We start from the raw sequence: 26,541 nt of genomic DNA on the forward strand, positions 1-26,541 counted from the left end.
ATGGAAATTTCGTTTTCACCCAAACGTCTTGTTGTTGCTGTCGCCGCCGCTCTTCCTCTCATGGCCAGCGCAGCAGATACCCCGTCAACTGCCACCGCACGCAAAGGCTTTGCCGGATACGATCACCCAAACCAGTATCCACAGAACGCTGCAATTTATTGAATTTGCACGATCATGTAGGCCGGATAAGGCGTTTACGCCGCATCCGGCAATCAACCGCAGGCGGCCACAAAATGGCCGCTTTTTTACTTACTCACCACCAGCAAATGCGCATGCATAATGTCACTGGCCGGGCGACCGTGCGCCAGCAAATCAGCCATTGCTTTAAGATATGGCGGTAGATGGCGGAAATAACGCTGATACCCGGCACACAAATAATTCAGCCCCGGTTTGCCGCTGGCATCGAGCATGAAGCGGTGTTTCGGGCAGCCTCCCCAGCACGCTTTTAACACGTTACAACTGCGACACTGCGCCGGTAATTGCTTAAATTTATCTTCACCAAACGCCTGCTGTTGCGGGGAATCGATCATTTCTGCAATTGTTTGCTGGTGCATATTCCCCAGCCGATATTGTGGATAAACATAGTGATCGCAGGCGTAAACGTCGCCGTTGTGCTCAACAATCACCGAGCGCCCACAGGTTGGCTGATGATGGCAAACCGCACCCGGCGCACCGACAAAATTGGCAAACGCCCATTCGATATTCATCACGAAAATCTTGCCGACGTCGCGTTTAATCCAGTGGTCGAATATCGCCACCAGAAATTCACCGAACTCCTCGGGGCGCACCGACCATTCCGTTAGCTCACCCTGAATATCACCAGGCGCATGCAATTTCAGTCCTTCGCGGGCAGCCGTTTCATCAGCCAGGCGCTCGACCACCGGAATAAACTGGATGAATTCCACTCCCGCATCGCACAAAAAATCATATACCTGCAACGGTTGCTGCGCGCTGGTGCGATTAACGCAGACCAGCACGTTATAGTCGACATGATGTTTTTGCAGCAGCGTCAGGGCACGCATCACCAGCTTATGCGTGGGTCTGCCACCTTTAGTCACGCGATATTGATTGTGGATCTCAGGCGGACCATCCAGCGATAAACCAACAAGAAAATGATGCTCCGCGAGAAACGCGCACCATTCGTCATCCAGCAGCACGCCGTTAGTCTGGAAGCTGTTACTTATCTTCCTGCCAGCACCATATTTCGCCTGTAGCGCTACGGCACGGCGGTAAAACTCCAGCCCGAGTAGCGTTGGTTCGCCGCCCTGCCAGGTAAAAGCCACTTCGTTTTGCAGTTCGCTGGCGGCGATATAGTGACGGATATACGCTTCCAGCGTGTCATCGTCCATATGCGTGACTGGCTTTTCGCGGTAAAGGGATTGTTTTTCGAGATAAAAACAGTAGTCACAGTTCAGATTACAATCGGAACCACTCGGTTTCGCCATCACATGAAAAGCACGCGTTGGAACCTGTTGCAGCATGGTCACTCCTTGCCTGAAGTCATCCTTCAATACGTTAAGGGCGAAATCATACCGTGGGGCAATGAGTTATTACGGGCGTTTATTGCGAAGGGAGGGTGACGAAATGCACAGAAAACAAAAAACCCCGCCGAAGCGGGGTTCAAAATTGGTCGGCGAGAGAGGATTCGAACCTCCGACCCACTGGTCCCAAACCAGTTGCGCTACCAAGCTGCGCTACTCGCCGAAATACTGCTTTTTGAATTTTTAGTTCAATTCTTTAAAGTCGTGGTGCGAGGGGGGGGACTTGAACCCCCACGTCCGTAAGGACACTAACACCTGAAGCTAGCGCGTCTACCAATTCCGCCACCTTCGCATTGTCACAACTTCTAATAATGGGGTGGCTAATGGGATTCGAACCCACGACAACTGGAATCACAATCCAGGGCTCTACCAACTGAGCTATAGCCACCACTACAAATCTTGTTACGCGGTATTACTACCACCGCAGCTCAAGCGCCGGGACTAAATGGCGCGCCCGACAGGATTCGAACCTGAGACCTCTGCCTCCGGAGGGCAGCGCTCTATCCAGCTGAGCTACGGGCGCTTAGCGCCGTTGCGGGGGTGGATAATACGGACTTCCCACCCCTCTGTCTAGTCCCTTTTTAAATAAATTGCGCGTTTGGTTACGGTTTGTGCGTTTTGCTGCTTATTCCTCCAGTTTATGCGCTTTCCCGTGGCGATTAAGGCCAAAAACTTTATAAATCGCCGTCACCGCCAGCATAAAGATGATGCCAACAAACAGCGACATACGCGTATCTTCATTAAAGTACATGCCGATCAAAACGCAAATCAGGAATGCCATTGTTACGTAGTTGGCCCACGGGAACAGGATTGAGCGGAACGGATGGCTGGCAATCGCCGCTTTATGTGCACGCCGAAAACGCAGCTGGCTTATCAATATCACAAACCATGGCACCATCCCCGGAAGCACGCTGGCACTGTAGACGTAGACAAACACACGCTGCGGATTGGGAATGATGTAGTTCAGGCATGAGCCAATTAGCAGAATAGCAATAGATACTGCCACACCCGCAACCGGTACGCCGTGACGGGAAACTTTCGCCATCGCCGCCGGTAACTGACGGTTTTTCGCCAGTGCGTAGAGCATACGTCCGCAACTGTACATGCCGCTGTTACAGCCAGAGAGCGCAGCCGTCAGCACCACAAAGTTGATAATGCCCGCCGCTGCGGTAATACCGATTTTGGCAAAAGTCAGTACGAACGGGCTGCCGTTGCTGCCAATTTCATTCCACGGGAAGATGGTGACGATAACGAAAATCGCGCCTACGTAGAAAATCAGGATCCGCCACAGCACCTTGCCTACGGCACTGCGCAGTGTCACCTGCGGATTCTTCGCTTCACCGGCAGTAATGCCAATCAGCTCCACGCCCTGGTAGGACGCCACCACAATACACAGCGCGGTCAGGAACCCTTTCCAGCCACCCGCAAAGAAACCGCCATGCTCTGTGAGATTGCTAAAACCAATCGACTGCCCACCATTGCCAAAGCCAAAGAAAATCACGCCCAGGCCAATGACAATCATCACGATAATCGTGGTGACTTTGATCATCGCGAACCAGAACTCGATTTCGCCGTACAACCGCACCGCCGCCAGATTCGCCAACGCCACCAGCGCCACTGCGATCAATGCGGGTATCCACTGCGCCATCTCCGGGAACCAGAACTGGACATAAACGCCAATGGCGGTGATTTCTGAGATCCCCACGGCCATCCACATAAACCAGTAAGACCAGGCGGTGAGATAACCAAAAAACGGGCTCATATAACGATGCGCATAAACGGCGAACGAACCGGTAACCGGTTCGAGGAACAACATTTCGCCCATTGAACGCATGATGAAAAAGACGAACAGCCCGGCGATGATATAGGCCAACAATACGGATGGCCCGGCCCATTTCAGGGTACTGGCGGCCCCCATAAACAGGCCGACGCCAATGGTGCCCCCCAGGGCGATGAGTTCGATATGTCGAGCTTCCAGCCCACGCTGTAGCTCTGGTTTGTTATCTGCCATAAATCCTCGTGTTGTGTTTGCATGCTTTCCGGTGTTACCGGTTATCGTTATGGGTACATCGAGTGTTGCGAATGTTTTCGTAATTCAGGAGAAATGGCAAATAAAGCATTAAAAATTTGAATGCTTTGTGTAATAAAAAAGCAGACAGGCGACGAAGTGACCACTCCGTCGCTTTACAAAGAGAGGAAAATCAGAGGTTGCCGGTGTAATGCCAGCGTAAATAACGCAGCAAACGAAGCTGACGCTTAATGCGGCTCGGCTGCGAAAGCAGGCGGTAGAGCCACTCCAGTCCCAGCGTTTGCCAGATTTTCGGTGCGCGTTTTACGTGACCGGTGAAAACATCGTAAGTCCCGCCAACGCCCATATACAGCGCATCTGGATGCACCAGACGGCAGTCGCGCATGAAGATCTCCTGCTTTGGCGATCCCATCGCAACGGTGACGATTTGCGCTCCGCTGGCATGAATGCGTTCAAACAGCGCCTGACGCTGCTCGGGTTTAAAATAACCATCCTGACTGCCAACGATATTCACATTCCATTGGTTGCGCAGTTTAGCTTCAGTTTGCGCCAGCACTTCAGGTTTACCGCCCACAAGAAATACCGGCGTCCCTTCTTTGCCTGCGCGCGCCATCAGCTCTTCCCAGAGATCGGCACCGGCAACGCGGGAAACCTGCGCCTGCGGGTACTTTTTACGTACTGAACGTACAACGCTGATGCCATCCGCATATTTAAATTCGGCAGCGTTAATTAACTCCCTGACCTCGGCGTTATCTTCAATGGTCAGCATTTTTTCGGCATTAATGGCAACCAGCGTTCCCTGCTTAAGCTGCCCGTCAGCAAACAGATAATCGAGGGCATGCTGCATATCACGCCAACCAATCAACTGTAAGCCACGCAGCGTATAGGTCGGTGCCGTGGTGTTGTTATTCATTGTTATCCTTCAACCTGCGTCCGGAGCGATGATTTTGTACGTTTATGAATGAGTCCGGCGCTTTCAAAAAGCCAGTACAACAGTTTTGCGATCATCAGACATGCGCCGAAGACCACGATAAAAAAGACTACGCGTGAGACAAACGAATCCAGCCCTTCACGTGCCAGCACGATCATATTGAAGATCGCCCCAAAGCAGAAACTGTGCAATATCGCAGCCTTATAGCGATTAGTCTCGCGGTTGCCCAGCTCATACAGCCAGTCGAACCATTTGATGATCAGTCCAACCACAATCGCCCCGAGTGGGATGAACAACGCGCCGCCCATCACCACCAGTGAGCCTATAAGCGTAGGCGAGATCGCCAGTCCGGAGTGGTTATTCAGCACTTCCCAGGTAAAGTAGTTGGCTGAGTTCAGCACCATACTCGGGCGCCCCGGCCACAGCCAGGAAGGGATAAAGACATAGAAATCGCGGACAATTGGAGCCAGGCCCTGGAAGTCGATGTTGTCGTAGTTCTGCAACAGCAACGCCAGATTCTCCCACGGCGAGAAGGTGTCGCGAGTGAGATAGAGAAACGTATAGAACGCTTCATCGCCGCTCACATTCATTCCATAGCGTTTTAACGCCAGCCAGAACATGCCAACAATCCCCAGCACGCCCGCCGCCGCCAGCATCCACAACGAAATCCAGCCGCGAATAATGCCAATAAACAGGAAGATAGCGAATGCGATGATGATATTGGCGCGAGTGCCGCCGACAATCATATAAGTCAGCAAGCCAAAAGCGACCGTGCTGACGAGGAAAAACAGCCACGCTTTGCTGTCCTGGCGCAGAAAGTAGACCACCAGCATCGCCGGGATGAAAAAGTAAAAGAAGCGTTTTAACGCCACGCCGGAGACTTCACTGGAAAAGATCTGACTGTAGGAGTTAAGCCGGAACAGCAAAAAGCCGTTGTGCATGAAGAAGATGCCGACGCTTACCAGCGCGATGCCCATCAGGATCACCCACGTAAGATTGGTCTCCACGCGGTTCATGGTAAACAGCGGACGGCGCGGTACATCAGCAACGCGTTTGCGTAGGCGGGTTTTGTAGGTGACATAGTAAACCGCGTAGAAGCAGCCCGCAGAAAGCAACGCCTGCAACAAGATTTCTGGCGGCGCGACACCAACATCAAAGCGAAATACCAGCACGCTGGTCAGCGGGAAGCCGAAGAAAAAGGTGAGCAAAAACAGCAATGAAAAGAAGACATTGAAGTTAAAGCGCACACGGCGAAACTCAAACCAGGTCAGCGTGGCAATAAACAGCGTGCAGAGCAGCCAGACAACAAACAGGCCACTGAATTGCAGCAGACTCATGCGACCTCCCCGGCGGCAATCGCCAACGCCCGCTGCCAGCCTTGTAGATAGTTAGGGCTAAAGAAGGCAATGGTGTTTTTATCCACCGACGCCAACTGGCGCTGCGCTTCACGCACAATATCCTCGTTGAGATCGTCGGTAGTAAACAGCACCGGCAAATGTTGTTCCGTCATATCCTGCCAGAACGGATTTTCCCGGTTAAGCACACAAGGAATGCCCGCCTGAATCAGTAAGCACAGCGTACCAATGCCCTGCTGGCGGGCAAAAATAAAGTAACCAAGATCGCACTGACGAAGTAGCGCCAGATAGGCGTCAAATTCCAGTTTTTCGCTCAGAATTTGTAGATTCTCTTCGCTGAATAACTCCAGCCCCGCCTGACGAACTTCCTCAATGTACGCTTCGTTATTAGGCGGATATCCCATCGGCACCACCACTTTTACCGTATCGCCAAATTGCTGATGAACGGCGCGCAAGGCAGCAATATGCTCATTGCTGCGGTCGCCGGAGTTCCCCACCAGAATGGTCATTTTCCCTTCACGTTGCCGATCGTTCGCCATCGTATTGAGCGAAGGGTCCATCCGCGTCGGGAAGTACAGCAGTTCGCCCCGCACCTTTGGGTGCGTTTTGACAAAAAAGCTCAAATCGCCGCGGGTGGCAAATACACAGCCGACTCGCTTTTGCGCCAGGCGACGTAGTGGGTAAAAAAGCTTATATCTCAAGCCACTGGAAAGCTCATACAGGTCTGCCCCCCAGATATGCCAGAAAAACTGGCTGGGCTTAATGCCACCACTCAGCAGAGCCAGCCACAGTGTGGGATTGAACTGACCGTGGAAGAAAAAACGCTGCTGACGGTTAGCTTTTGCTTTCGCGATGACCGCTTCCGCCAGCGATTTTTTCCCAGGGAAAAATTGCACAGAAAGCGCCGGACAGCTATCACTTAAGCCGTCGTCCTTGCCAACAACCATAAACTCGCGCGCGTGCTCGCTCGTCGCGGCCAGCGCGTCATTGAAAAACCGCAAAACGGTTCGGTTATGGTGAGGGATATCCGATCCCAGTACGTGAATCAGTACAGTCATGCCCGCCTATGCCAGAGTAAAAACACGCCACAACAAAGAGAAAAATAGACGATATAAGTTGCCATATATGCCTGCGCCGCGCCCAGTGCACCATGCGCAGGGATTAGCCAGTGGGCAAATACCATCAATAAAGTGAACTGGCTGACTTCCGCCAGAATATAAAACCGCAGTGACGCTTTGGCGATCACCAGATAACCAAAGACATAAGCGCCCACTTTTAACACATCACCCACTAACTGCCAGGCAAAGAGATCGCGCATAGCGGTAAATTTATTCGACAACAGCAGCCAGATAGCAAAATCACGCAGCAGCCAGACGGTAAAACTCGCCGCCGCCACTGCCGGTAAGACGAATTTCAGCGATTTAACCACTTCCCGGGTGATATCGCGCTTTTCCGTTAGCCGCGACAACGTGGGCAGCAAATATACGCTGAACGATGCCGTAATAAATTGCAGGTAGGCATCGGAAATACTGCTCACCCCTTGCCAGATCCCCACCTCATCCCAGCTATACTGCGCCGCCAGCAGTTTACGCATCATGATGTAAGCAACAGGCAAGGTCACCGACGTAATCAACGCCATGAGCGTAAATTTGCTCAACTGCCCTGCCAGACCGTTATCCCAGCTGGGTTTCAGATAGCTTAACGGGATGACACCACGTTTGATCAACATGATGGCGGCAGGAATTACCACCAGCGCGGGAATCAGCGCCAGACCCAGCAACGCCCCTTCATAACCGCCCAAACGGTAACTGACGTAGTACGCGAGAACGCCAATCAAGCTGCCGACAATCAGCGATAACGCATTACCTGCGGCATCGCGAAAGCCTTTCATCAGCGCCAGTAACAGGTTGCCCCAGGCGATCCCCATTTGCACCAGCGCCACTAAACGCACCAGCCCCTGATAGTCGGTATTACCAAACAATCCCTGGCTGATTGGCGCAGCTGCCAGCACAAAAACCAGCGCCATCAGCGTAGAGAAACCAAGTACCATCGCTGATGAAGTGCCGACCACGCGGCGCAGCTGTTGCGGATTATCATGGTACTGGGCAACGTATTTGGTTACACCGTTAAAGATGCCAGCCCCGGCAAGCACGCCGAGCACGGTAATCAACTGGCGGAAATTTGCCGCCAGCCCAAGCCCCGCCGGACCAAATGACACCGCCAGCAACTTACCGACCAGTAACCCGGCACCAATCTTGACCAGTGTACTGGCCGCCGTCCACAAGGACGCTTTTGCCAACGACATATCAGGAAAAGTAGTTCAACAAAGTCGCAATTACCGTACGCTGATTGACGGGCGACAGGTTGTAGAACAGCGGCAGGCGCAGCAGGCGCTCGCTCTCTTTGGTGGTGTAGCGATCTTCACCGTGGAACTCACCAAAGTGTTCCCCCGCAGGGCAACCGTGCAGCGGAATGTAATGAAACACCGCCATGATTTCCGCTTCTTTCAGAAAGTTAATCAACGCGCTCCGGTCATCAATATCCCGCAGTTTAATGTAGAACATATGCGCGTTCTGCACGCAGCCATCGGGAATCGACGGCAGCTCGATACGCCCGGCTTTCGCCAGAGGCGCTAACGCATCGTAGTAGTTTTGCCACAGCGCCAGACGTTGCTGGTTGATACGATCCGCTGCTTCCAGTTGCGCCCACAGGTATGCAGCTTGCAGATCGGACATCAAATAGCTGGAGCCAATATCGCGCCAGGTATATTTATCGACCTGACCACGGAAGAACTGGCTGCGGTTAGTGCCCTTTTCACGGATGATCTCGGCTCGTTCGATTAACGCTTTATCGTTAATCAGCGTCGCGCCGCCTTCACCGCCCGCCGTGTAGTTTTTGGTTTCATGGAAGCTAAAGCAGCCAATATGACCAATGGTTCCCAGTGCACGCCCTTTGTAAGTGGACATCACGCCCTGAGCGGCATCTTCTACCACAAACAAATTATGCTTTTTCGCCAACGCCATAATGGTGTCCATTTCGCAGGCCACACCCGCGTAATGGACCGGCACGATAACGCGCGTTTTGTCGGTGATCGCCGCTTCAATCAGCGTTTCGTCGATGTTCATGGTGTCCGGGCGAACATCCACAAAAACGATTTTTGCGCCACGCAGCACAAAGGCATTGGCGGTGGAGACAAAGGTGTAGCTCGGCATGATCACTTCATCGCCAGGCTGGATATCGAGCAGCAGCGCCGCCATCTCCAGCGAAGCGGTGCAGGACGGCGTCAGTAACACTTTGGCGCTGCCAAAACGTTGCTCCAGCCACTGCTGGCAGCGACGGGTAAAACCGCCATCGCCACACAGTTTGCCGCTACCCATTGCCGACTGCATATAGTCGAGTTCGGTTCCCACCACCGGCGGTGCGTTAAATGGAATCATGTGATCACCTGTATAACCAGTACGCGGTGCTTTCTACATTCGCACCACTTTGTATGTATCGTTTAAGCGCGGCGGTGTTGCCCATTTGGGTCGCCACCCGCAAAGTTGTTTTACCGCGAGCATACGCCCAGTTTAGCGCCGTTTGCATCAGCTCAGCACCTGCACCGCGTCCAGCCAGCAGGCCAATTCGCGCATCTGTCGCATTGAGTTCCCGTAAAGAGACATAGCCGCGAATATCGCCGGACGCCGCACGTAAAATCAGACATTGATGATCAAAGGTGCCGCGCACGGCATTTTCAATCCACTGTGCATAAAAGCGACTGCTGGCGTCAGGCGCATACCACGGCGCACGAAAACGGCTTTGCGCAAATGCGGCGCTGGCTAACTGACGTAATGCGGGAATATCGGTCTCTTGTGCCACTACAGAACCGCTATCACTGGCATTGTTCACGGGTAGCGCCAAATCAACTTCACCTTCTACCAGGGAGAATCCCAGCTGTTGCAGGGCATCCAGTTCACCCGTATTTGATGCCGCAATTTTGGCCTGCACCCGTGACCACGGCGCTAACGCGTCTGGCGTCAGGAGCGGTGCTTCAGACGTAATGCGCACGATGGCGCTGTTAACACCAAAGAAGGCGTTTTCCCAGGTTAGTGGCTCAATACTGGCGCGGACGGGCACGAAGTAACTCCAGCAGATATTGGCCGTAGCCAGTTTTCGCTAATGAACTGGCAGCACGCTTCACACCCTCGTCATCGAGCCAGCCGTTACGCCAGGCAATCTCTTCCAGGCAGGCAATCTTAAAGCCCTGGCGTTTTTCCACCGTCTGTACAAAGGTGCTGGCTTCAATCAGGCTGTCGTGAGTGCCGGTATCCAGCCAGGCAAATCCGCGCCCGAGCAGTTCAACGGTCAGGTTGCCCGCCTCGAGGTACATCTGGTTGATGGAGGTAATCTCCAGTTCACCACGCTCCGACGGCTTCACCTGCTTTGCGTACTCCACGACTTTACTGTCGTAGAAATAAAGCCCGGTCACCGCCCAGTTTGACTTCGGCTGTTTTGGCTTTTCTTCCAGCGAGATAGCGCGGAAATTGTCGTCAAACTCCACCACGCCAAAGCGTTCCGGGTCCATCACCTGATAGCCAAAAACCGTCGCCCCTTCGGTGCGCGCCGCAACATGACGCAGCTTCGGACTGAAGCCCTGACCGAAGAAGATGTTATCGCCCAGCACCAGACAAGAAGGTTCACCATTAAGGAAGGTTTCACCGATGATAAAGGCCTGCGCCAGACCGTCCGGGCTGGGCTGTTCGGCATATTCCAGCTGGATACCGAACTCACTACCATCGCCCAGCAGGCGCTGGAAATAACCTTTATCTTCCGGCGTAGTGATGATGAGAATTTCGCGGATACCGGCCAGCATCAGCACCGACAGCGGATAGTAAATCATTGGCTTATCGTAAATCGGCAACAGTTGCTTCGATACGCCGCGCGTAATCGGATGCAATCGGGTGCCGGAACCGCCCGCCAGGATAATACCTTTCATGTTTGCCTCCGCTGAAAATTAGCCTTTCAGACCTAAACGCTCGCCCTGATAGCTGCCGTCCTGCACCTGCTTCCACCAGCTTTCATTAGCCAGATACCACTGCACCGTTTTACGCATTCCACTTTCAAAGGTTTCCTGTGGCAGCCAACCAAGTTCACGGGCAATTTTCGAAGCATCAATGGCATAACGCAGATCATGCCCCGGACGGTCAGCGACAAAGGTGATCAAGTCACGATAGTGCACCACGCCGTGCGGCTTGTTCGGAGCCAGTTCTTCCAGCAGCTCGCAAATGGTTTCCACAACATCGAGATTCTTACGCTCGTTGTGACCACCAATATTATAGGTTTCACCGACTTTCCCGGTGGTCGCCACGCAATACAGCGCGCGGGCGTGATCTTCCACATACAGCCAGTCACGGATTTGCTGCCCGTTGCCATATACCGGCAGCGGTTTACCCGCCAGCGCGTTGAGGATCATCAGCGGGATCAGTTTTTCCGGAAAGTGGTAAGGACCGTAGTTATTCGAGCAGTTGGTGATCAGCGTCGGCAGACCGTAGGTCCGCAGCCAGGCGCGCACCAGATGGTCGCTGCTGGCTTTTGACGCGGAATAAGGGCTGCTCGGCGCATACGGCGTGGTTTCGGTGAAGAAATCATCCGTCGAGTGCAGGTCACCATATACTTCGTCGGTGGAGATATGATGAAAACGGAACGCTGATTTTTTATCTTCCGTCAGCGTATTCCAGTAAGCCCGCGCCGCTTCAAGCAATGTATAAGTCCCGACAATGTTGGTTTCAATAAACGCTGCCGGGCCGTCAATAGAACGGTCAACATGGCTTTCGGCTGCCAGATGCATGACACAGTCTGGCTGATGCTCAGTGAATACGCGTGCCAGTTCTGCCCGATCGCAGATATCAACTTTCTCAAAGGCAAAGTGCTCGCTTTGCGCGACCGGTGCCAGCGACATCAGGTTTCCGGCGTAGGTCAGCTTATCGACCACTACCACCGCATCGCTCGTTTCGTTGATGATATAACGCACCAGCGCCGAGCCAATAAACCCGGCACCACCTGTTATCAGAATTTTTCTCATCAGCGCCAGACTCCTTTGGCATCGACGACATACTGCTGATGGACATTGTCGCCATTGATAACTTTGAACTGACTATGATCGACCAGCATCACCAGCACGTCTGCCGTTGCCAGCGCCTCGTCAAGCTGCGCCAGAGTACAAAGCCCGGTCAGTTTTTTCGGCAACTGGTGGATGTTAGGCTCAACAACCAGCGTTTCGCCGCTGTGCCACTGGGCGATCAGTTCAGCGATTTCCATCGCCGGGCTTTCGCGCAGGTCATCAATATTCGGTTTAAACGCCAGACCAAAGCAGGCGATTTTCAGTTCACTGGCGCGTTTATCGGTAGCAGCAAGGCAGTCGGCAACCGCCGCTTTCACCTGATCGATAACCCAGAACGGTTTGTGATCGTTAACTTCGCGCGCGGTACGGATAAGCCGCGCCTGCTGGGGGTTCTGTGCCACGATAAACCACGGATCAACAGCAATGCAGTGACCGCCCACGCCAGGGCCAGGCTGAAGAATATTAACGCGAGGGTGACGATTCGCCAGGCGAATCAGTTCCCAGACGTTAATCCCCTGATCGGCACAAATCAGCGACAATTCATTAGCAAAAGCGATATTCACATCGCGGAAGCTGTTTTCGGTGAGCTTACACATTTCCGCCGTCCGCGAGTTAGTGACGACACACTCACCTTCGAGGAAAATTTTGTACAGTTCGCTGGCGCGGGCCGAACAAACCGGCGTCATACCACCAATCACGCGATCGTTTTTAATCAGCTCGACCATTACCTGTCCTGGTAACACGCGTTCCGGGCAGTAAGCAATGTTGACGTCCGCCTGCTCGCCCACCTGCTGCGGGAAAGTGAGATCCGGACGCATCTCTGCTAACCATTCTGCCATCTTCTCGGTTGACCCCACCGGCGAGGTGGATTCAAGGATCACCAGCGCGCCTTTTTTCAGCACTGGCGCAATGGAGCGAGCAGCCGATTCAACGTAGGTCATATCTGGCTCATGATCGCCCTTAAACGGCGTGGGTACAGCAATCAGCCAGGCATCCGCTTCAACTGGCGTCGTGCTCGCTCGTAAAAAACCGCCTTCTACGGCAGTTTTTACTACACTCGCCAAATCAGGTTCGACGATATGGATTTCGCCACGATTGATGGTATCAACCGCATGTTGGTTGATATCGACACCAATTACCTGTTTTTGCCGTGAGGCAAACGCTGCTGCCGTTGGCAGCCCGATATAACCCAGTCCGATAACAGAAATGGTCGCAAAACTCATAGTGATATCCGATTATTTTTTAACGCTTCCAGAATGCGAGAGCATGCCTGACCATCACCATACGGGTTATGGGCGCGGCTCATAGCTTGATATTCGTTTTCGTCTTTTAAAAGACGCGTCACTTCCTCGACAATTCGCTGCTTATCCGTGCCTATCAGACGCACCGTACCCGCCGTCACCGCTTCCGGACGCTCAGTGGTATCGCGCATCACCAGCACAGGTTTCCCCAGCGAAGGCGCTTCTTCCTGAATGCCGCCTGAGTCGGTCAAAATCAGCCAGGCGTGGTTCATCAGCCAGACAAACGGTAAATACTCCTGGGGATCGATCAGAATGACATTTTTCACATGCCCCAGAATGCGATTGACCGGCTCTCTGACGTTCGGGTTGAGATGCACCGGATAGACAATCTGGATGTCCTGGTGCGTGGTGGCGATGTCTGCCAGCGCGTGGCAGATTTCTTCAAAGCCACGACCGAAACTCTCACGCCTGTGACCGGTCACCAGAATCATCTTTTTATCGGGGTCGATAAACGGGTAATTTGCCGCCAGTTCTGAACGCAGCGTGTCGCTGCTCATCACCTGGTCACGCACCCATAACAGTGCATCAATGACTGTATTACCGGTAATGAAGATTCGGCTATCCGCAACGTTTTCACGCAGCAAGTTTTGCCGGGAAGTTTCGGTTGGAGAGAAGTGATACATCGCCAGATGCCCGGTCAATGTACGGTTAGCCTCTTCCGGCCACGGCGAATAGAGATCGCCCGTGCGCAGACCAGCCTCAACGTGACCAACAGGAATACGCTGATAAAACGCCGCCAGGCTGGTTGCCAGCGTCGTCGTCGTATCGCCGTGAACCAGCACGACGTCTGGTTTGAACTCGGCAAGAATAGGTTTTAGCCCTTCCAGAATCCGACAGGTTATCTCTGTCAGGCCCTGTCCTGGCTGCATTATGTTGAGATCGTAGTCAGGTACAATGGAAAAGAGTTTCAGCACCTGATCGAGCATCTCCCGATGCTGCGCAGTGACGCAAACTTTAGCCTCAAAAAAAGGATCTTTTGCCAACGCATGCACCAACGGCGCCATCTTGATGGCTTCCGGGCGCGTACCAAATACAGTCAGTACTTTCACATCGATTCTCTTCGAATAAGCGGCGAGCGCCTTTGCGCTCACCGCAGCAGTGTTGCTATTTCGAGCAACGGCGGGTTAATGCGACACCAGCCCCGATCAGCCCCCCGACAATGCCCCACATAATCATCAGGAAGGCACGACGTGGGCTATCGCGTTTTACCGGTTCTTCCGGCGTACGCAAATAGCGATAGGTCTGAAAACGCGGATCCAGGGTTGGACCAACATTCAGGGTGTTTAACATGGCCCGATTCTGATCATAGTCGAGATCAAAGGCCGGACCGACGGCCTGTAAATTTTCCAGTCGAGCCTGAAGCATTGGACGCCCAAGCAGGAACATTTCTGAATCAGGTAATTCCTCGGCAGGTACATCTGTCGCACTGCGCGAAATATTATGCTGCTCAGCAATTTTCAGCGCCTGCTCAATGCTGTTCATCCGGCGGTCGTAGATGGCTTTCGCCACCTCTTCCTGACGCTTCACCTGAGCTTTCATCTGGATGGTACGCGCCGCCCATGCGCCTTTCAGCTCATCATTCAGATGGCTGGCTGCACGCTGGCTGGCAAAAGCAACATACTGACGTAACAGGTTATTAGCGTCAGGCGCGGTTTCGGCAATAAGCTTCACGCTGTCATTGACCGCGCGGGTAAAGTCTCCGGGGATAAACTGGATGTTGTTAATCATTTCATCCAGCAACGCCGCATCGGCTTTGCTGTTGCCCACCATCCGCTGTTTGTAATAGTCGGTTTGCAGCCAGAACTCTCTGCGGGTATCCCACGAGGCCAGTTGCATAACAAACTCTTTATAGGCTTCGTCCATGACCGATGGTTGGTCGGCAGAAGCCATGTTTGAACGGACATCCAGGTTACGCAAAAATTGCTGCTGCGAGTAATATCCCCCCAGCATATTCACCGTTGGACGATCGGTAATCGCCGTCGAGCTCCACTCCTGACGAGCAAAAAACGTATACGCCAGCGCGATTAACGCAAACGCCAGCCCCATGCCAATAATCCATAGCTTCCCAGCCCACAAGGTACGAAACAACCCACGAATATCCAGTTCATTTTCAGCGTCTTCGGCCGGTTTCCCAGGCATTGGTTGTGTCATCACATCCTCATTTATTTGGTTAAATTGGGGCTGCCACCACGATTTCTACGCAGTCTGCGTTTTACGCGCTTAATAAAGCGAGCAACTTTCCAGGCACGCTTAATGCAATATCCATAGAGGAAGAATGCTAGCAAAAAGAGCACCAGCATGACCCACTCCGGGACAAAATGAGAATATTCTGCCAGCACGCCAATGGAAGCGAGCAGTGCTGCGGCAAGGGTAATCAGCACAAACGCCTGACGGGAAGTAAACCCGGCACGCATGATCAAATGGTGAATATGCTGACGGTCAGGAGAGAATGGGCTCATGCCTTTACGCAGGCGACGGTACATAATCGCCACCATATCCATTAGCGGAATGGCGATTATCCACAAAGCGGTAACCGGGCTGATGGGATGGGTTTTGCCCTGGGTCGTTTCGAGCAGGATCCAGATAACGGTAAAACCAATCAGCGTACTGCCCGCATCACCCATAAAGACTTTGTAGCGGCGACCCAGGATACCAAGGTTAAGCATGATGTATGGCAGGATGGCGGCGATCATCGCAAAGCACCAGATTGCGAGGCTGGTTTGCCCGTCGAACCACAAAATCATACCGATTGCTGCAAACGAGACGCAGGACAACCCGCCCAGCAAGCCATCAATGCCATCAACCATGTTGAACGCATTAATGGCCGCCCAGACGGCAAATAGCGTCAGGAAGTAACCAAACGGTCCGAGCACCATCTCCCAGGAGCCAAAGATATAACCCAGGCTACTGAGATAAAGCTTGCCGAACACCATCATAACAATGCCAACAGCGGCCTGTATGGTGGCACGGATTTTTACGCTGATATCAAAACGGTCATCCAGCGCGCCAATGAAAACAAGCACACCGGCACAAGCGAGATAGAGAGATGCATGCGGAATATAGTAATCGACAATTCCGAACGTGAAGCAAATCCCTGCGTAAACCGAAATCCCCCCAACGAGAGGTATCAATCCCTGGTGACGTTTGCGGAAGTTTGGTTTATCCACTAAACCGACTTTTTTTGCCACCTTACGGGCAAAAAACAGAAACAGTGTCGTGAATAAAAAAATACTGATGAGATCAGTACTCACTGTCAGTAAATTCACAATGCATGCTCTCAGAGAAAATTATTAGCAGAAGTATAACCACGAAGACCTTTATTCAGAAGGGAAAGTCCGTTCCGAACCCACCAGTCCTGTGCAAAAATTAACCATTTGATATGCAAATTGCATAACACGCCAGCAAATTCCAGGAATTTTCCTAACATCGCCAGCGCGGCATTAAGATTACAGATATAAAAGCAAAACGCCACGTAAACACGTGGCGTTTTTGGCATAAGACAAATTTATGAGCGTTTCATCATTTCGAAGAAATCGTCATTGGTCTTGGTCATGGCCAGTTTATTAATGAGGAATTCCATTGCATCGATTTCGCCCATCGGGTGAATGATTTTGCGCAGGATCCACATTTTCTGCAGTTCTTCCTGAGTCGTGAGCAGCTCTTCTTTACGGGTACCGGAACGGTTGTAGTCGATAGCCGGGAAGACGCGTTTTTCAGCGATCTTACGAGAGAGGTGCAGTTCCATGTTGCCTGTACCTTTAAACTCTTCGTAAATAACTTCGTCCATTTTAGAACCGGTATCGATAAGCGCCGTCGCGATAATGGTCAGGCTGCCGCCCTCTTCCACGTTACGCGCCGCACCGAAGAAGCGTTTCGGACGATGAAGGGCATTGGCGTCCACACCACCGGTCAACACTTTACCTGACGCCGGAACAACAGTGTTGTAAGCGCGCGCCAGACGAGTGATGGAGTCGAGCAGAATGATAACGTCTTTCTTGTGCTCAACCAGGCGTTTGGCCTTCTCGATCACCATTTCCGCAACCTGAACGTGGCGAGATGCGGGTTCGTCAAAGGTAGAAGCAACAACTTCACCTTTTACCAGACGCTGCATCTCGGTTACTTCTTCCGGACGTTCGTCGATCAGCAGAACCATCAGCACACAATCCGGGTGGTTGTAAGCAATGCTCTGAGCAATGTTCTGCAGCAGCATAGTTTTACCGGCTTTCGGCGGTGCCACAATCAGACCACGCTGACCACGACCGATAGGTGATGCTAGATCCAGTACGCGAGCGGTTAAATCTTCCGTAGAACCGTTACCACGTTCCATACGCAGACGAGAGTTTGCGTGCAGCGGGGTTAAGTTCTCAAAGAGGATTTTGTTGCGGGCGTTTTCAGGTTTGTCGAAGTTAACTTCGTTAACTTTCAGCAGCGCAAAATAGCGTTCACCTTCTTTCGGCGGGCGAATCTTACCAGAGATGGTATCACCAGTGCGGAGGTTGAAACGGCGGATTTGGCTAGGGGAAACGTAGATGTCATCAGGACCGGCGAGGTAGGAGCTGTCTGCGGAACGGAGGAAACCAAATCCATCCTGCAATATCTCCAGTACGCCATCACCAAAGATATCTTCGCCACTCTTTGCGTGCTGCTTCAGGATGGCAAAAATAATGTCCTGCTTACGCATACGAGCCAGGTTTTCCAGCCCCATATTTTCGCCGAGAGTGATCAGCTCAGAAACCGGCGTATTCTTTAATTCGGTAAGATTCATAGTGGTGTGAGTTCTTAAACTTGGGGTAAATCTCGAACTTAATGTTGTGAATGGTATGGCAGGATCATCCATGCCTGTTTACGGTCATCGACTCATGTCTTTTCGCTGCCTGGTCACAGGAGAGTACGCAGAACTGAAACGACAAGACGGATTGAGTGACGAGCCAGAAATCTGTTCACTTCGCATTTAAGATAAAACGGGAAGCGTTGGAAATTACAAGATTCAAACTTAATAAGGTATGTTTAATACGAAGTCAACACTAAGTTAGCATGACTCACGCCGGGCGTCCAGTTTTTAGCGACGGGGCACCCGAACATGAAATTCCCTTACGCCAGGTTAGCGTCGAGGAACTCTTTCAACTGACCTTTAGACAGTGCACCCACTTTGGTTGCCGCCACTTCACCGTTTTTGAACAGCAGCAGAGTCGGGATACCACGGATGCCATATTTCGGCGCAGTGCCAGGGTTTTGATCGATGTTCAGTTTTGCAACGGTCAGTTTGCCCTGATATTCGTCAGCGATTTCATCCAGAATCGGGGCGATCATTTTGCACGGACCGCACCACTCTGCCCAGAAATCGACGAGGATCGCCCCGTCCGCTTTGAGTACATCCGTGTCAAAACTGTCGTCAGTCAGGTGAATAATTTTATCGCTCATATATAACTCCACAGGAATAAGCCTGGCGTGTTGGTTTCGTTGTTGGTGTAACATTAACCAACTAAAGGTTGACTTTATTTCACCGGATACGCTTTCGTAAAGCAATAGTAAGCTGATATTCTACCACACTATGAGCAAAACACATTTAACAGAACAGAAGTTTTCCGACTTCGCCCTGCATCCGAAGGTTGTAGAAGCCCTTGAAAAAAAAGGGTTTCATAACTGTACGCCCATTCAGGCACTGGCCCTTCCGCTGACGCTGGCGGGTCGTGACGTAGCCGGGCAGGCGCAAACCGGTACCGGGAAAACGATGGCGTTTCTTACGTCAACGTTTCATTATCTTCTCTCTCATCCTGCGATTGCCGATCGCAAGGTGAATCAGCCGCGTGCCTTAATTATGGCACCGACGCGTGAACTTGCCGTGCAGATCCATGCCGACGCAGAACCGCTGGCGGAAGCTACTGGCCTGAAGCTGGGTCTGGCTTACGGTGGTGATGGCTACGACAAACAGCTGAAAGTGCTGGAAAGCGGCGTTGACATTCTGATTGGCACCACGGGGCGTTTAATTGACTACGCCAAGCAGAACCACATTAACCTCGGTGCCATTCAGGTGGTGGTACTGGACGAAGCCGATCGCATGTACGATCTGGGCTTTATTAAAGATATCCGCTGGCTGTTCCGCCGTATGCCGCCTGCAAACCAGCGCCTCAACATGCTGTTCTCTGCCACGCTTTCGTACCGGGTACGTGAACTGGCGTTTGAGCAGATGAACAATGCCGAATATATTGAAGTGGAACCGGAACAGAAAACGGGCCACCGTATTAAAGAAGAGCTTTTCTACCCTTCTAACGAAGAAAAAATGCGTTTGCTGCAAACGCTGATCGAAGAAGAGTGGCCAGACAGAGCGATTATTTTCGCCAATACCAAACACCGTTGTGAAGAGATCTGGGGCCACCTGGCGGCAGATGGTCATCGTGTCGGTTTGTTGACAGGCGATGTCGCGCAGAAAAAACGTCTGCGTATTCTTGATGAATTTACCCGTGGCGATCTGGATATTCTGGTTGCCACCGACGTTGCCGCGCGTGGTTTGCATATTCCGGCAGTGACGCACGTCTTTAACTACGATTTACCCGATGACTGTGAAGATTACGTTCACCGTATTGGTCGTACAGGTCGCGCAGGCGCAAGCGGTCACTCTATCAGCCTGGCGTGTGAAGAGTATGCATTGAATTTGCCTGCTATTGAGACCTATATTGGTCACTCAATTCCGGTAAGCAAATACAATCCGGACGCATTGATGACCGATCTGCCAAAACCGCTGCGCCTCACGCGCCCACGTACAGGCAATGGTCCGCGTCGTACTGGCGCTCCGCGTAATCGTCGTCGTTCAGGTTAAATAAAATGTCATACTCAAAATCATTCAAACTGTATCAAGATGGCAAGAGAATGAATCCCGATGAGCATACTGTAGTAAGTGATTCAGGTGAAAGAATGCAGCCAACACAGAGACAGATTGAAGGATGAAGAGTATGGGTTCCACCTCGTCGCTGTATGCAGCCATTGATCTCGGTTCGAATAGTTTTCATATGCTGGTTGTGCGCGAGGTGGCTGGAAGCATCCAGACGCTGACGCGAATAAAACGCAAAGTGCGTCTGGCTGCTGGCCTGAATAGCGAAAATGCCCTGTCTAATGAAGCAATGGAGCGCGGTTGGCAATGTCTGCGCCTGTTTGCTGAACGTCTGCAAGATATCCCTCCCTCGCAAATTCGCGTTGTCGCTACGGCGACATTACGTCTTGCCGTCAATGCGGGTGATTTTATTGCCAAAGCGCAGGAAATCCTCGGTTGTCCGGTACAGGTGATCAGCGGTGAAGAGGAAGCACGTCTGATTTATCAGGGCGTTGCTCACACAACTGGCGGTGCCGATCAGCGCCTGGTGGTGGATATAGGCGGTGCCAGTACTGAACTGGTAACCGGCACGGGTGCACAAACCACCTCGTTGTTCAGCCTGTCGATGGGCTGCGTTACCTGGCTGGAACGCTATTTTGCCGATCGTAATCTGGGGCAGGAAAATTTTGATGCTGCAGAAAAAGCGGCACGCGAAGTGTTACGTCCGGTTGCCGATGAATTACGGTATCACGGCTGGAAAGTGTGCGTTGGTGCTTCCGGCACCGTGCAGGCGTTACAGGAAATCATGATGGCACAGGGGATGGATGAACGCATTACCCTGGAAAAGTTGCAGCAATTGAAACAGCGAGCCATTCATTGCGGTCGGCTGGAGGAACTGGAGATTGACGGGCTGACGCTGGAACGTGCGTTAGTGTTCCCGAGTGGTCTGGCGATCCTGATTGCCATTTTTACCGAACTGAATATTCAGTGTATGACCCTGGCGGGCGGTGCGCTGCGTGAAGGTCTGGTCTACGGTATGTTGCATCTTACCGTCGAGCAGGATATTCGCAGCCGTACGCTGCGTAATATTCAGCGCCGCTTTATGATCGATATTGATCAGGCGCAGCGCGTAGCCAAAGTTGCGGCTAACTTCTTCGATCAGGTGGAAAAGGAATGGCATCTTGAAGCAATAAGCCGCGATTTGCTCATCAGCGCCTGTCAGCTTCATGAAATCGGCCTGAGCGTTGACTTCAAACAAGCGCCGCAACACGCTGCTTATCTGGTGCGTAATCTGGATCTTCCCGGTTTTACCCCCGCACAGAAAAAATTGCTGGCGACGCTACTGCTCAACCAGACTAATCCGGTCGATCTCTCATCGCTGCATCAGCAAAATGCCGTACCGCCGCGCGTCGCAGAACAACTCTGCCGTTTACTCCGCCTGGCCATCATTTTTGCCAGCCGTCGCCGTGACGATCTCGTGCCAGAGATGACATTACAGGCTAACCATGAACTGTTGACCTTGACGCTTCCGCAAGGTTGGCTAACCCAACATCCGCTGGGTAAAGAGATTATTGCTCAGGAAAGCCAGTGGCAGAGCTATGTCCACTGGTCGCTAGAAGTGCATTAATGAGTAAGTGCCGGATGCGATGCTGACGCATCTTCTCCGGCCTTGATTATTTCCCTCGTTTTGCCGCCATCATCGCTTTCAGATTCGCCAGATGGCTTTGCCCTTTCTGCATCCGTTCTTCGGCGCTGACCACTTTGCGCTCCTGTTCCCAAATCAGATCATCCTGCGGCAGCTCCAGCAAAAAGCGGCTCGGCTCCGGGCGCACCAGCTCGCCGTACTGACGGCGTTCTTTACACAGCGTAAAGGTCAATTCCTTCTGGGCGCGGGTAATGCCGACATAGGCCAGCCGCCGCTCCTCATCGATATTATCTTCATCGATGCTGCTCTGGTGCGGCAAAAACCCTTCTTCCATACCGACCATGTAGACATAAGGAAACTCCAGCCCTTTTGACGCGTGCAGAGTCATCAGTTGCACCTGATCCAGCTCTTCTTCACTCTCACCACGCTCCATCATGTCGCGCAAAGTAAAGCGCGTCACCACCTGGGTGAGCGTCATCGGCTCATCCAGTTCGCTGCCTTCCAGCATCTCCGTCATCCAGCTAAACAGTTGGTTGACGTTCTTCATGCGCATTTCGGCAGCTTTCGGGCTGGGCGATGTTTCGTACAGCCAGGATTCATAATCCATGCCGTGGATCAGATCGCGCACCGCGGCAATCGGCTCCCGCTCCGCCAGACGCTGAATTTCTGCCAACCAGTGAGTGAAGCGGGTCAATGCTTCATAACCACGTCCGCTAAGCGTCTGACTCAGGCCCATATCAAAGCTGGCGGTAAACATGCTTTTATTGCGCGTCATCGCCCACTCACCCAGCTTTTTCAGCGTAGCCGGGCCAATCTCTCGCTTCGGCGTGTTAACGATACGCAGAAATGCGCTGTCATCGTCCGGGTTAGTCAGCACGCGCAGATAAGCCAGCAAGTCCTTGATTTCAGGACGAGAGAAAAACGACGTACCACCAGAAATTTTGTACGGGATGCGGTTTTGCATCAGGAATTTTTCAAACACCCGCGACTGATGGTTACCGCGATAAAGAATGGCGTAATCTTTGTACTGCGTTTTATTGACGAAGTGATGGGCGATCAGCTCGCCAGTAACGCGCTCGGCTTCATGTTCCTCGTTATTCGCGCTTAAAACTTTTAGCTCTGTGCCGTAACCCAGTTCGGAGAACAGACGCTTTTCAAAGACGTGCGGATTATTGGCGATCAGGATGTTCGCCGCTTTCAAAATACGTCCGGAAGAGCGGTAGTTCTGCTCAAGCTTAATCACCTTCAGCGCCGGAAAATCCTGACTCAGCAGCACCAGGTTTTGTGGACGTGCACCGCGCCAGGAGTAGATCGACTGGTCGTCATCGCCCACCACGGTAAAGCGCGCGCGGCTGCCCACCAGCAGTTTCACCAGTTCATACTGGCTGGTGTTGGTGTCCTGATACTCATCCACCAGCAGGTAGCGAATTTTGTTCTGCCAGCGCTCGCGGACTTCTTCATTGCGTTGCAGCAGCAACGTCGGCAATAAAATCAGATCATCGAAGTCGAGAACGTTACAGGCTTTCAGGTGTGCATCATACAGCCCATAACAATGGGCAAAAATACGGTCCCGCTCGCCAATCGCACTGGCTGCCGCCTGGGACGGTGTTTTGAGATCGTTCTTCCAGTTAGAGATGGTCGAAATCAACTGTTGCAGGAGAACTTTGTCATCTTCAATCAGCCCTTCGGTCAACTCTTTGAGCAACGCCAGCTGATCGGTATCGTCAAACAGCGAAAAGTTCGCCTTCATCCCAAGCGCCGCATACTCGCGTTTGATGATATCCAGCCCCAACGTATGGAAAGTGGAGATCATCAGCCCACGCGCCTCTTTGCGCCCCAGCGTCTGCCCTACACGCTCTTTCATCTCGCGCGCTGCTTTATTAGTAAAGGTCACCGCCGCAATGTGCCGCGCCTGATAACCGCAACCGCGGATCAGATGGGCGATTTTATTGGTGATAACACGAGTTTTACCGGAACCCGCGCCCGCCAGCACCAGGCAGGGGCCGGTAACGAATTCGACAGCTTGTTGTTGGCCGGGGTTTAGACGCATAGGTGTATTGCTCAATCTTCGAACGGGGGGAGGATTGTAGCAGAATCGCATTTGAATGTGACCGCGTGTAAGCCGCTAACCGGTTGGCTGCGGATGTTTAAATCAGAGAGAGAAGACCGAAATCGGAGTTCATCGTGAATCCATTAGACTTAGAAAATATCGGGTCGTAACGTTGTGTTATTACTTTTTCAGAGTTTACTAAGGAGAGGTTTACTCGTGGCGATTAATTTCAGCCCTAAGGTTGGTGAAATACTGGAATGCAACTTTGGTAACTATCCTGTTAGCCAAAATGGACCGTTCAGCACGACGTATTACGATGGCCGCATTCCTCCTGAAATGATAAAAAACCGGTTAGTTGTCGTGCTCAACGGAAAAATTAATGGCAACGCATGCATCGTCGTTCCATTATCAACCACTCGCGACCAGACAAGTTAAAACGTGGAATGCATGTTGAAATAGCCAGTAATGTTATCAATGACCTGCAATTCTTTGATCAGCAGATTCGTTGGGCCAAAGCCGACCTGGTACAACAAGTCAGTCGAAACAGATTAAACAGAGCAAGGACTTACAGAGGGTATCTTAATCAATGTTTGCCACATGAGTTGGTTGCAGACATACAGAGGGCGGTCATCAAGTCAATCAATGCCATATCGCTCATAAATTGACAATAAAATAACCATCCCCGATAATGACTTTGTAGCCCATAGAGGCCCTAAGTTTTCTCCCCTTGAGGGACCTGCGAAGCCCGGATTTTCCGGGCTTTTGCCATATATGTACCAGCCACTCCCTGACTGACAATTACGTTAGCATCTGCGGATCATGCTAAAATCGCCGCCTGACAATTATTCACTCAAGGCACGATCATGGCAAAAACAGCAGCAGCACTGCATATCCTTGTAAAAGAAGAGAAACTGGCTCTGGATCTTCTCGAGCAGATTAAGAACGGGGCCGATTTCGGCAAGCTGGCGAAGAAACACTCCATTTGCCCATCAGGCAAACGCGGCGGTGATTTAGGTGAATTCCGCCAGGGTCAGATGGTTCCGGCGTTCGATAAAGTGGTTTTCTCTTGTCCGGTACTGGAGCCGACCGGCCCGCTGCACACCCAGTTCGGATATCACATCATTAAGGTGCTGTACCGCAACTAATAGCAAGGCCTTCTCCAGGAGAAGGCCTTGAGTGTTTTCTCCCTCTCCCTGTGGGAGAGGGTCGGGGTGAGGGCATCAGCGCGCACTTAACCCGCAACAGCAATACGTTTCATATCTGTCATATAGCCGCGCAGTTTCTTACCTACCTGCTCAATCGCATGGCTGCGAATCGCTTCGTTCACATCACGCAGTTGCCCGTTATCTACCGCGCCTTCCGGAATAGCTTTACCTAGGTCGCCCGGTTGCAGCTCTGCCATAAACGGTTTCAGCAACGGCACACAAGCGTAAGAGAACAGATAGTTACCGTACTCAGCGGTATCAGAGATAACCACGTTCATTTCGTACAGACGCTTACGGGCGATGGTGTTGGCAATCAGCGGCAGCTCGTGCAGTGATTCATAATATGCAGACTCTTCAATGATGCCGGAATCGACCATGGTTTCGAACGCCAGTTCAACGCCCGCTTTCACCATCGCGATCATCAGTACGCCTTTATCGAAGTACTCCTGCTCGCCGATTTTGCCTTCATACTGCGGCGCGGTTTCAAACGCGGTTTTGCCGGTCTCTTCACGCCAGGTCAGCAGTTTCTTATCATCGTTGGCCCAGTCCGCCATCATACCGGAAGAGAATTCGCCGGAGATGATGTCGTCCATATGTTTCTGGAACAGGGGTGCCATGATCTCTTTCAGCTGTTCAGAAAGCGCATAAGCACGCAGTTTCGCCGGGTTAGAGAGACGGTCCATCATCAGGGTGATGCCGCCCTGTTTCAGTGCTTCGGTGATGGTTTCCCAACCGAACTGAATCAGTTTTTCTGCGTATGCTGGATCGGTACCTTCTTCCACCAGCTTGTCGAAGCACAGCAGAGAGCCAGCCTGCAACATACCGCACAGGATGGTTTGCTCGCCCATCAGGTCAGATTTCACTTCCGCAACGAAGGACGATTCCAGCACACCCGCACGGTGACCACCGGTTGCAGCCGCCCAGGCTTTGGCAATCGCCATGCCTTCGCCTTTCGGATCGTTTTCCGGGTGAACGGCAATCAGCGTCGGTACGCCGAACCCACGTTTGTACTCTTCACGCACTTCGGTGCCTGGGCATTTCGGCGCAACCATCACTACGGTGATATCTTTACGGATCTGCTCGCCCACTTCGACGATGTTGAAACCGTGCGAGTAGCCCAGCGCCGCGCCGTCTTTCATCAGTGGCTGTACGGTGCGCACTACATCAGAGTGCTGCTTGTCCGGCGTCAGGTTAATCACCAGATCCGCCTGTGGGATCAGTTCTTCGTAAGTACCCACTTTAAAACCATTTTCGGTCGCTTTACGCCAGGACGCGCGCTTCTCGGCAATCGCTTCTTTACGCAGAGCGTAGGAGATATCGAGACCAGAATCACGCATGTTCAGGCCCTGGTTCAGACCCTGTGCGCCACAGCCGACGATGACTACTTTTTTACCCTGAAGGTAGCTCGCGCCATCGGCGAATTCATCGCGGCCCATAAAGCGACATTTGCCCAGCTGTGCCAGCTGCTGGCGCAGATTCAGTGTATTGAAGTAGTTAGCCATGGTGATTCCTCGTGATGTTGTGCTTCTTATTGTTCGGTTCGCGTTTGCGAGATTGAATTCACTATATGACAGGA

General features: G+C 52.2%; 22 protein-coding genes, 4 tRNA genes and 2 pseudogenes. 5 read left to right on the forward strand and 23 right to left on the reverse strand.

What is annotated here, in order from left to right; genetic code table 11:
• A pseudogene (locus ACU8XX_RS24075) lies at nt 1-138 on the forward strand (hypothetical protein); the annotation flags it as partial.
• A 107-nt stretch (nt 139-245) separates the two neighbouring features.
• On the opposite strand, the gene ACU8XX_RS24080 reads toward ACU8XX_RS24075, so the two are convergent.
• From ACU8XX_RS24080 to trxA, 21 genes are all read right to left on the reverse strand, one after another.
• Nucleotides 246-1,481, reverse strand: a complete 1,236-nt coding sequence (locus ACU8XX_RS24080) for an anaerobic sulfatase maturase (protein WP_000941509.1) — start codon at nt 1,479-1,481, stop codon at nt 246-248.
• 146 nt (nt 1,482-1,627) lie between these two features.
• Nucleotides 1,628-1,704 (reverse strand) — tRNA-Pro (locus tag ACU8XX_RS24085).
• Between the two features lie 42 nt (nt 1,705-1,746).
• A tRNA-Leu gene (locus ACU8XX_RS24090) sits at nt 1,747-1,833 on the reverse strand.
• A 20-nt stretch (nt 1,834-1,853) separates the two neighbouring features.
• A tRNA-His gene (locus ACU8XX_RS24095) sits at nt 1,854-1,929 on the reverse strand.
• A 58-nt stretch (nt 1,930-1,987) separates the two neighbouring features.
• Nucleotides 1,988-2,064 (reverse strand) — tRNA-Arg (locus tag ACU8XX_RS24100).
• A gap of 102 nt (nt 2,065-2,166) precedes the next feature.
• Nucleotides 2,167-3,552 carry a bifunctional threonine/serine APC transporter ThrP gene (gene thrP / locus ACU8XX_RS24105; protein WP_000774731.1) on the reverse strand — a complete coding sequence of 462 codons (1,386 nt, stop codon included), beginning with the start codon at nt 3,550-3,552 and terminating at the stop codon, nt 2,167-2,169.
• Nucleotides 3,553-3,742: 190 nt separating this feature from the next.
• Nucleotides 3,743-4,483 carry a lipopolysaccharide N-acetylmannosaminouronosyltransferase gene (gene wecG, locus ACU8XX_RS24110; RefSeq protein WP_001064038.1) on the reverse strand — a complete coding sequence of 247 codons (741 nt, stop codon included), beginning with the start codon at nt 4,481-4,483 and terminating at the stop codon, nt 3,743-3,745.
• A gap of 2 nt (nt 4,484-4,485) precedes the next feature.
• Nucleotides 4,486-5,838, reverse strand: coding sequence for an ECA oligosaccharide polymerase (gene wzyE / locus ACU8XX_RS24115; protein ID WP_000055132.1), 1,353 nt, complete (start codon nt 5,836-5,838; stop codon nt 4,486-4,488).
• Entirely contained in the window at nt 5,835-6,914 is a 1,080-nt protein-coding gene (gene rffT / locus ACU8XX_RS24120) for a TDP-N-acetylfucosamine:lipid II N-acetylfucosaminyltransferase (protein WP_112034072.1), read from the reverse strand. Before rffT ends, wzyE begins: the two co-directional genes overlap by 4 nt.
• Complete coding sequence (gene wzxE / locus ACU8XX_RS24125; RefSeq protein WP_028132315.1) at nt 6,911-8,161, reverse strand: lipid III flippase WzxE; 1,251 nt, start codon at nt 8,159-8,161, stop codon at nt 6,911-6,913. Before wzxE ends, rffT begins: the two co-directional genes overlap by 4 nt.
• A 1-nt stretch (nt 8,162) precedes the next feature.
• Nucleotides 8,163-9,293: a dTDP-4-amino-4,6-dideoxygalactose transaminase gene (gene rffA, locus ACU8XX_RS24130; RefSeq protein WP_000612043.1), complete on the reverse strand. Its 1,131-nt coding sequence runs from the start codon at nt 9,291-9,293 to the stop codon at nt 8,163-8,165.
• Nucleotides 9,294-9,297: 4 nt separating this feature from the next.
• A complete protein-coding gene (gene rffC, locus ACU8XX_RS24135) occupies nt 9,298-9,972 on the reverse strand; it encodes a dTDP-4-amino-4,6-dideoxy-D-galactose acyltransferase (protein ID WP_097466615.1) in 675 nt (224 codons plus the stop codon).
• Entirely contained in the window at nt 9,950-10,831 is an 882-nt protein-coding gene (gene rfbA, locus ACU8XX_RS24140) for a glucose-1-phosphate thymidylyltransferase RfbA (protein ID WP_000676056.1), read from the reverse strand. The genes rffC and rfbA overlap by 23 nt, the downstream gene beginning before the upstream one ends.
• A gap of 18 nt (nt 10,832-10,849) precedes the next feature.
• Complete coding sequence (gene rffG / locus ACU8XX_RS24145; RefSeq protein ID WP_001226588.1) at nt 10,850-11,917, reverse strand: dTDP-glucose 4,6-dehydratase; 1,068 nt, start codon at nt 11,915-11,917, stop codon at nt 10,850-10,852.
• Nucleotides 11,917-13,179, reverse strand: a complete 1,263-nt coding sequence (gene wecC / locus ACU8XX_RS24150) for a UDP-N-acetyl-D-mannosamine dehydrogenase (protein WP_000006621.1) — start codon at nt 13,177-13,179, stop codon at nt 11,917-11,919. Before wecC ends, rffG begins: the two co-directional genes overlap by 1 nt.
• Nucleotides 13,176-14,306, reverse strand: coding sequence for a non-hydrolyzing UDP-N-acetylglucosamine 2-epimerase (gene wecB, locus ACU8XX_RS24155; protein WP_016241727.1), 1,131 nt, complete (start codon nt 14,304-14,306; stop codon nt 13,176-13,178). Before wecB ends, wecC begins: the two co-directional genes overlap by 4 nt.
• Nucleotides 14,307-14,361: 55 nt before the next feature.
• On the reverse strand, nt 14,362-15,408 hold the full coding sequence (gene wzzE, locus ACU8XX_RS24160; RefSeq protein ID WP_001295256.1) for an ECA polysaccharide chain length modulation protein: 1,047 nt from the start codon (nt 15,406-15,408) through the stop codon (nt 14,362-14,364).
• Nucleotides 15,409-15,419: 11 nt separating this feature from the next.
• The gene (wecA, locus tag ACU8XX_RS24165) at nt 15,420-16,523 is read right to left on the reverse strand and encodes a UDP-N-acetylglucosamine--undecaprenyl-phosphate N-acetylglucosaminephosphotransferase (protein ID WP_001050960.1); all 1,104 of its coding nucleotides are present in this window, start codon (nt 16,521-16,523) and stop codon (nt 15,420-15,422) included.
• A 239-nt stretch (nt 16,524-16,762) separates the two neighbouring features.
• Complete coding sequence (gene rho / locus ACU8XX_RS24170) at nt 16,763-18,022, reverse strand: transcription termination factor Rho (protein WP_001054527.1); 1,260 nt, start codon at nt 18,020-18,022, stop codon at nt 16,763-16,765.
• Nucleotides 18,023-18,106: 84 nt separating this feature from the next.
• The gene (rhoL, locus tag ACU8XX_RS24175) at nt 18,107-18,208 is read right to left on the reverse strand and encodes a rho operon leader peptide RhoL (protein WP_001295255.1); all 102 of its coding nucleotides are present in this window, start codon (nt 18,206-18,208) and stop codon (nt 18,107-18,109) included.
• A gap of 140 nt (nt 18,209-18,348) precedes the next feature.
• Nucleotides 18,349-18,678 carry a thioredoxin TrxA gene (gene trxA / locus ACU8XX_RS24180; RefSeq protein WP_001280776.1) on the reverse strand — a complete coding sequence of 110 codons (330 nt, stop codon included), beginning with the start codon at nt 18,676-18,678 and terminating at the stop codon, nt 18,349-18,351.
• 130 nt (nt 18,679-18,808) lie between these two features.
• Here trxA and rhlB point away from each other — a divergent pair, with 130 nt between their 5' ends.
• Nucleotides 18,809-20,074, forward strand: coding sequence for an ATP-dependent RNA helicase RhlB (gene rhlB / locus ACU8XX_RS24185; protein WP_000047499.1), 1,266 nt, complete (start codon nt 18,809-18,811; stop codon nt 20,072-20,074).
• A 133-nt stretch (nt 20,075-20,207) separates the two neighbouring features.
• Nucleotides 20,208-21,692, forward strand: coding sequence for a guanosine-5'-triphosphate,3'-diphosphate diphosphatase (gppA, locus tag ACU8XX_RS24190; RefSeq protein WP_000535976.1), 1,485 nt, complete (start codon nt 20,208-20,210; stop codon nt 21,690-21,692).
• Nucleotides 21,693-21,738: 46 nt separating this feature from the next.
• Here gppA and rep read toward each other — a convergent pair whose 3' ends face one another.
• Nucleotides 21,739-23,760 (reverse strand): DNA helicase Rep, encoded by a 2,022-nt coding sequence (gene rep / locus ACU8XX_RS24195; protein WP_001238890.1) that lies wholly within the window; start codon nt 23,758-23,760, stop codon nt 21,739-21,741.
• Between the two features lie 216 nt (nt 23,761-23,976).
• Here rep and ACU8XX_RS24200 point away from each other — a divergent pair.
• Nucleotides 23,977-24,425: pseudogene (locus ACU8XX_RS24200) on the forward strand (type II toxin-antitoxin system PemK/MazF family toxin).
• A 198-nt stretch (nt 24,426-24,623) separates the two neighbouring features.
• Nucleotides 24,624-24,905 (forward strand): peptidylprolyl isomerase PpiC, encoded by a 282-nt coding sequence (gene ppiC / locus ACU8XX_RS24205; RefSeq protein ID WP_001140251.1) that lies wholly within the window; start codon nt 24,624-24,626, stop codon nt 24,903-24,905.
• An 86-nt stretch (nt 24,906-24,991) separates the two neighbouring features.
• Here the strand turns inward: ppiC and ilvC are convergent, their stop codons facing one another.
• A complete protein-coding gene (ilvC, locus tag ACU8XX_RS24210; protein WP_000024939.1) occupies nt 24,992-26,467 on the reverse strand; it encodes a ketol-acid reductoisomerase in 1,476 nt (491 codons plus the stop codon).
• Nucleotides 26,468-26,541: the final 74 nt, after the last annotated feature.

The organism is Escherichia sp. MAL-1, from assembly GCF_052948035.1.

Coding starts and splice junctions, on each gene's coding strand:
- ACU8XX_RS24080 (WP_000941509.1), bottom strand. CDS start 1,481: ATGCTGCAACAGGTTCCAACGCGTGCTTTTCATGTGATGGCGAAACCG.
- thrP (WP_000774731.1), bottom strand. CDS start 3,552: ATGGCAGATAACAAACCAGAGCTACAGCGTGGGCTGGAAGCTCGACAT.
- wecG (WP_001064038.1), bottom strand. CDS start 4,483: ATGAATAACAACACCACGGCACCGACCTATACGCTGCGTGGCTTACAG.
- wzyE (WP_000055132.1), bottom strand. CDS start 5,838: ATGAGTCTGCTGCAATTCAGTGGCCTGTTTGTTGTCTGGCTGCTCTGC.
- rffT (WP_112034072.1), bottom strand. CDS start 6,914: ATGACTGTACTGATTCACGTACTGGGATCGGATATCCCTCACCATAAC.
- wzxE (WP_028132315.1), bottom strand. CDS start 8,161: ATGTCGTTGGCAAAAGCGTCCTTGTGGACGGCGGCCAGTACACTGGTC.
- rffA (WP_000612043.1), bottom strand. CDS start 9,293: ATGATTCCATTTAACGCACCGCCGGTGGTGGGAACCGAACTCGACTAT.
- rfbA (WP_000676056.1), bottom strand. CDS start 10,831: ATGAAAGGTATTATCCTGGCGGGCGGTTCCGGCACCCGATTGCATCCG.
- rffG (WP_001226588.1), bottom strand. CDS start 11,917: ATGAGAAAAATTCTGATAACAGGTGGTGCCGGGTTTATTGGCTCGGCG.
- wecC (WP_000006621.1), bottom strand. CDS start 13,179: ATGAGTTTTGCGACCATTTCTGTTATCGGACTGGGTTATATCGGGCTG.
- wzzE (WP_001295256.1), bottom strand. CDS start 15,408: ATGACACAACCAATGCCTGGGAAACCGGCCGAAGACGCTGAAAATGAA.
- rho (WP_001054527.1), bottom strand. CDS start 18,022: ATGAATCTTACCGAATTAAAGAATACGCCGGTTTCTGAGCTGATCACT.
- rhoL (WP_001295255.1), bottom strand. CDS start 18,208: ATGCGAAGTGAACAGATTTCTGGCTCGTCACTCAATCCGTCTTGTCGT.
- trxA (WP_001280776.1), bottom strand. CDS start 18,678: ATGAGCGATAAAATTATTCACCTGACTGACGACAGTTTTGACACGGAT.
- rhlB (WP_000047499.1), top strand. CDS start 18,809: ATGAGCAAAACACATTTAACAGAACAGAAGTTTTCCGACTTCGCCCTG.
- gppA (WP_000535976.1), top strand. CDS start 20,208: ATGGGTTCCACCTCGTCGCTGTATGCAGCCATTGATCTCGGTTCGAAT.
- rep (WP_001238890.1), bottom strand. CDS start 23,760: ATGCGTCTAAACCCCGGCCAACAACAAGCTGTCGAATTCGTTACCGGC.
- ppiC (WP_001140251.1), top strand. CDS start 24,624: ATGGCAAAAACAGCAGCAGCACTGCATATCCTTGTAAAAGAAGAGAAA.
- ilvC (WP_000024939.1), bottom strand. CDS start 26,467: ATGGCTAACTACTTCAATACACTGAATCTGCGCCAGCAGCTGGCACAG.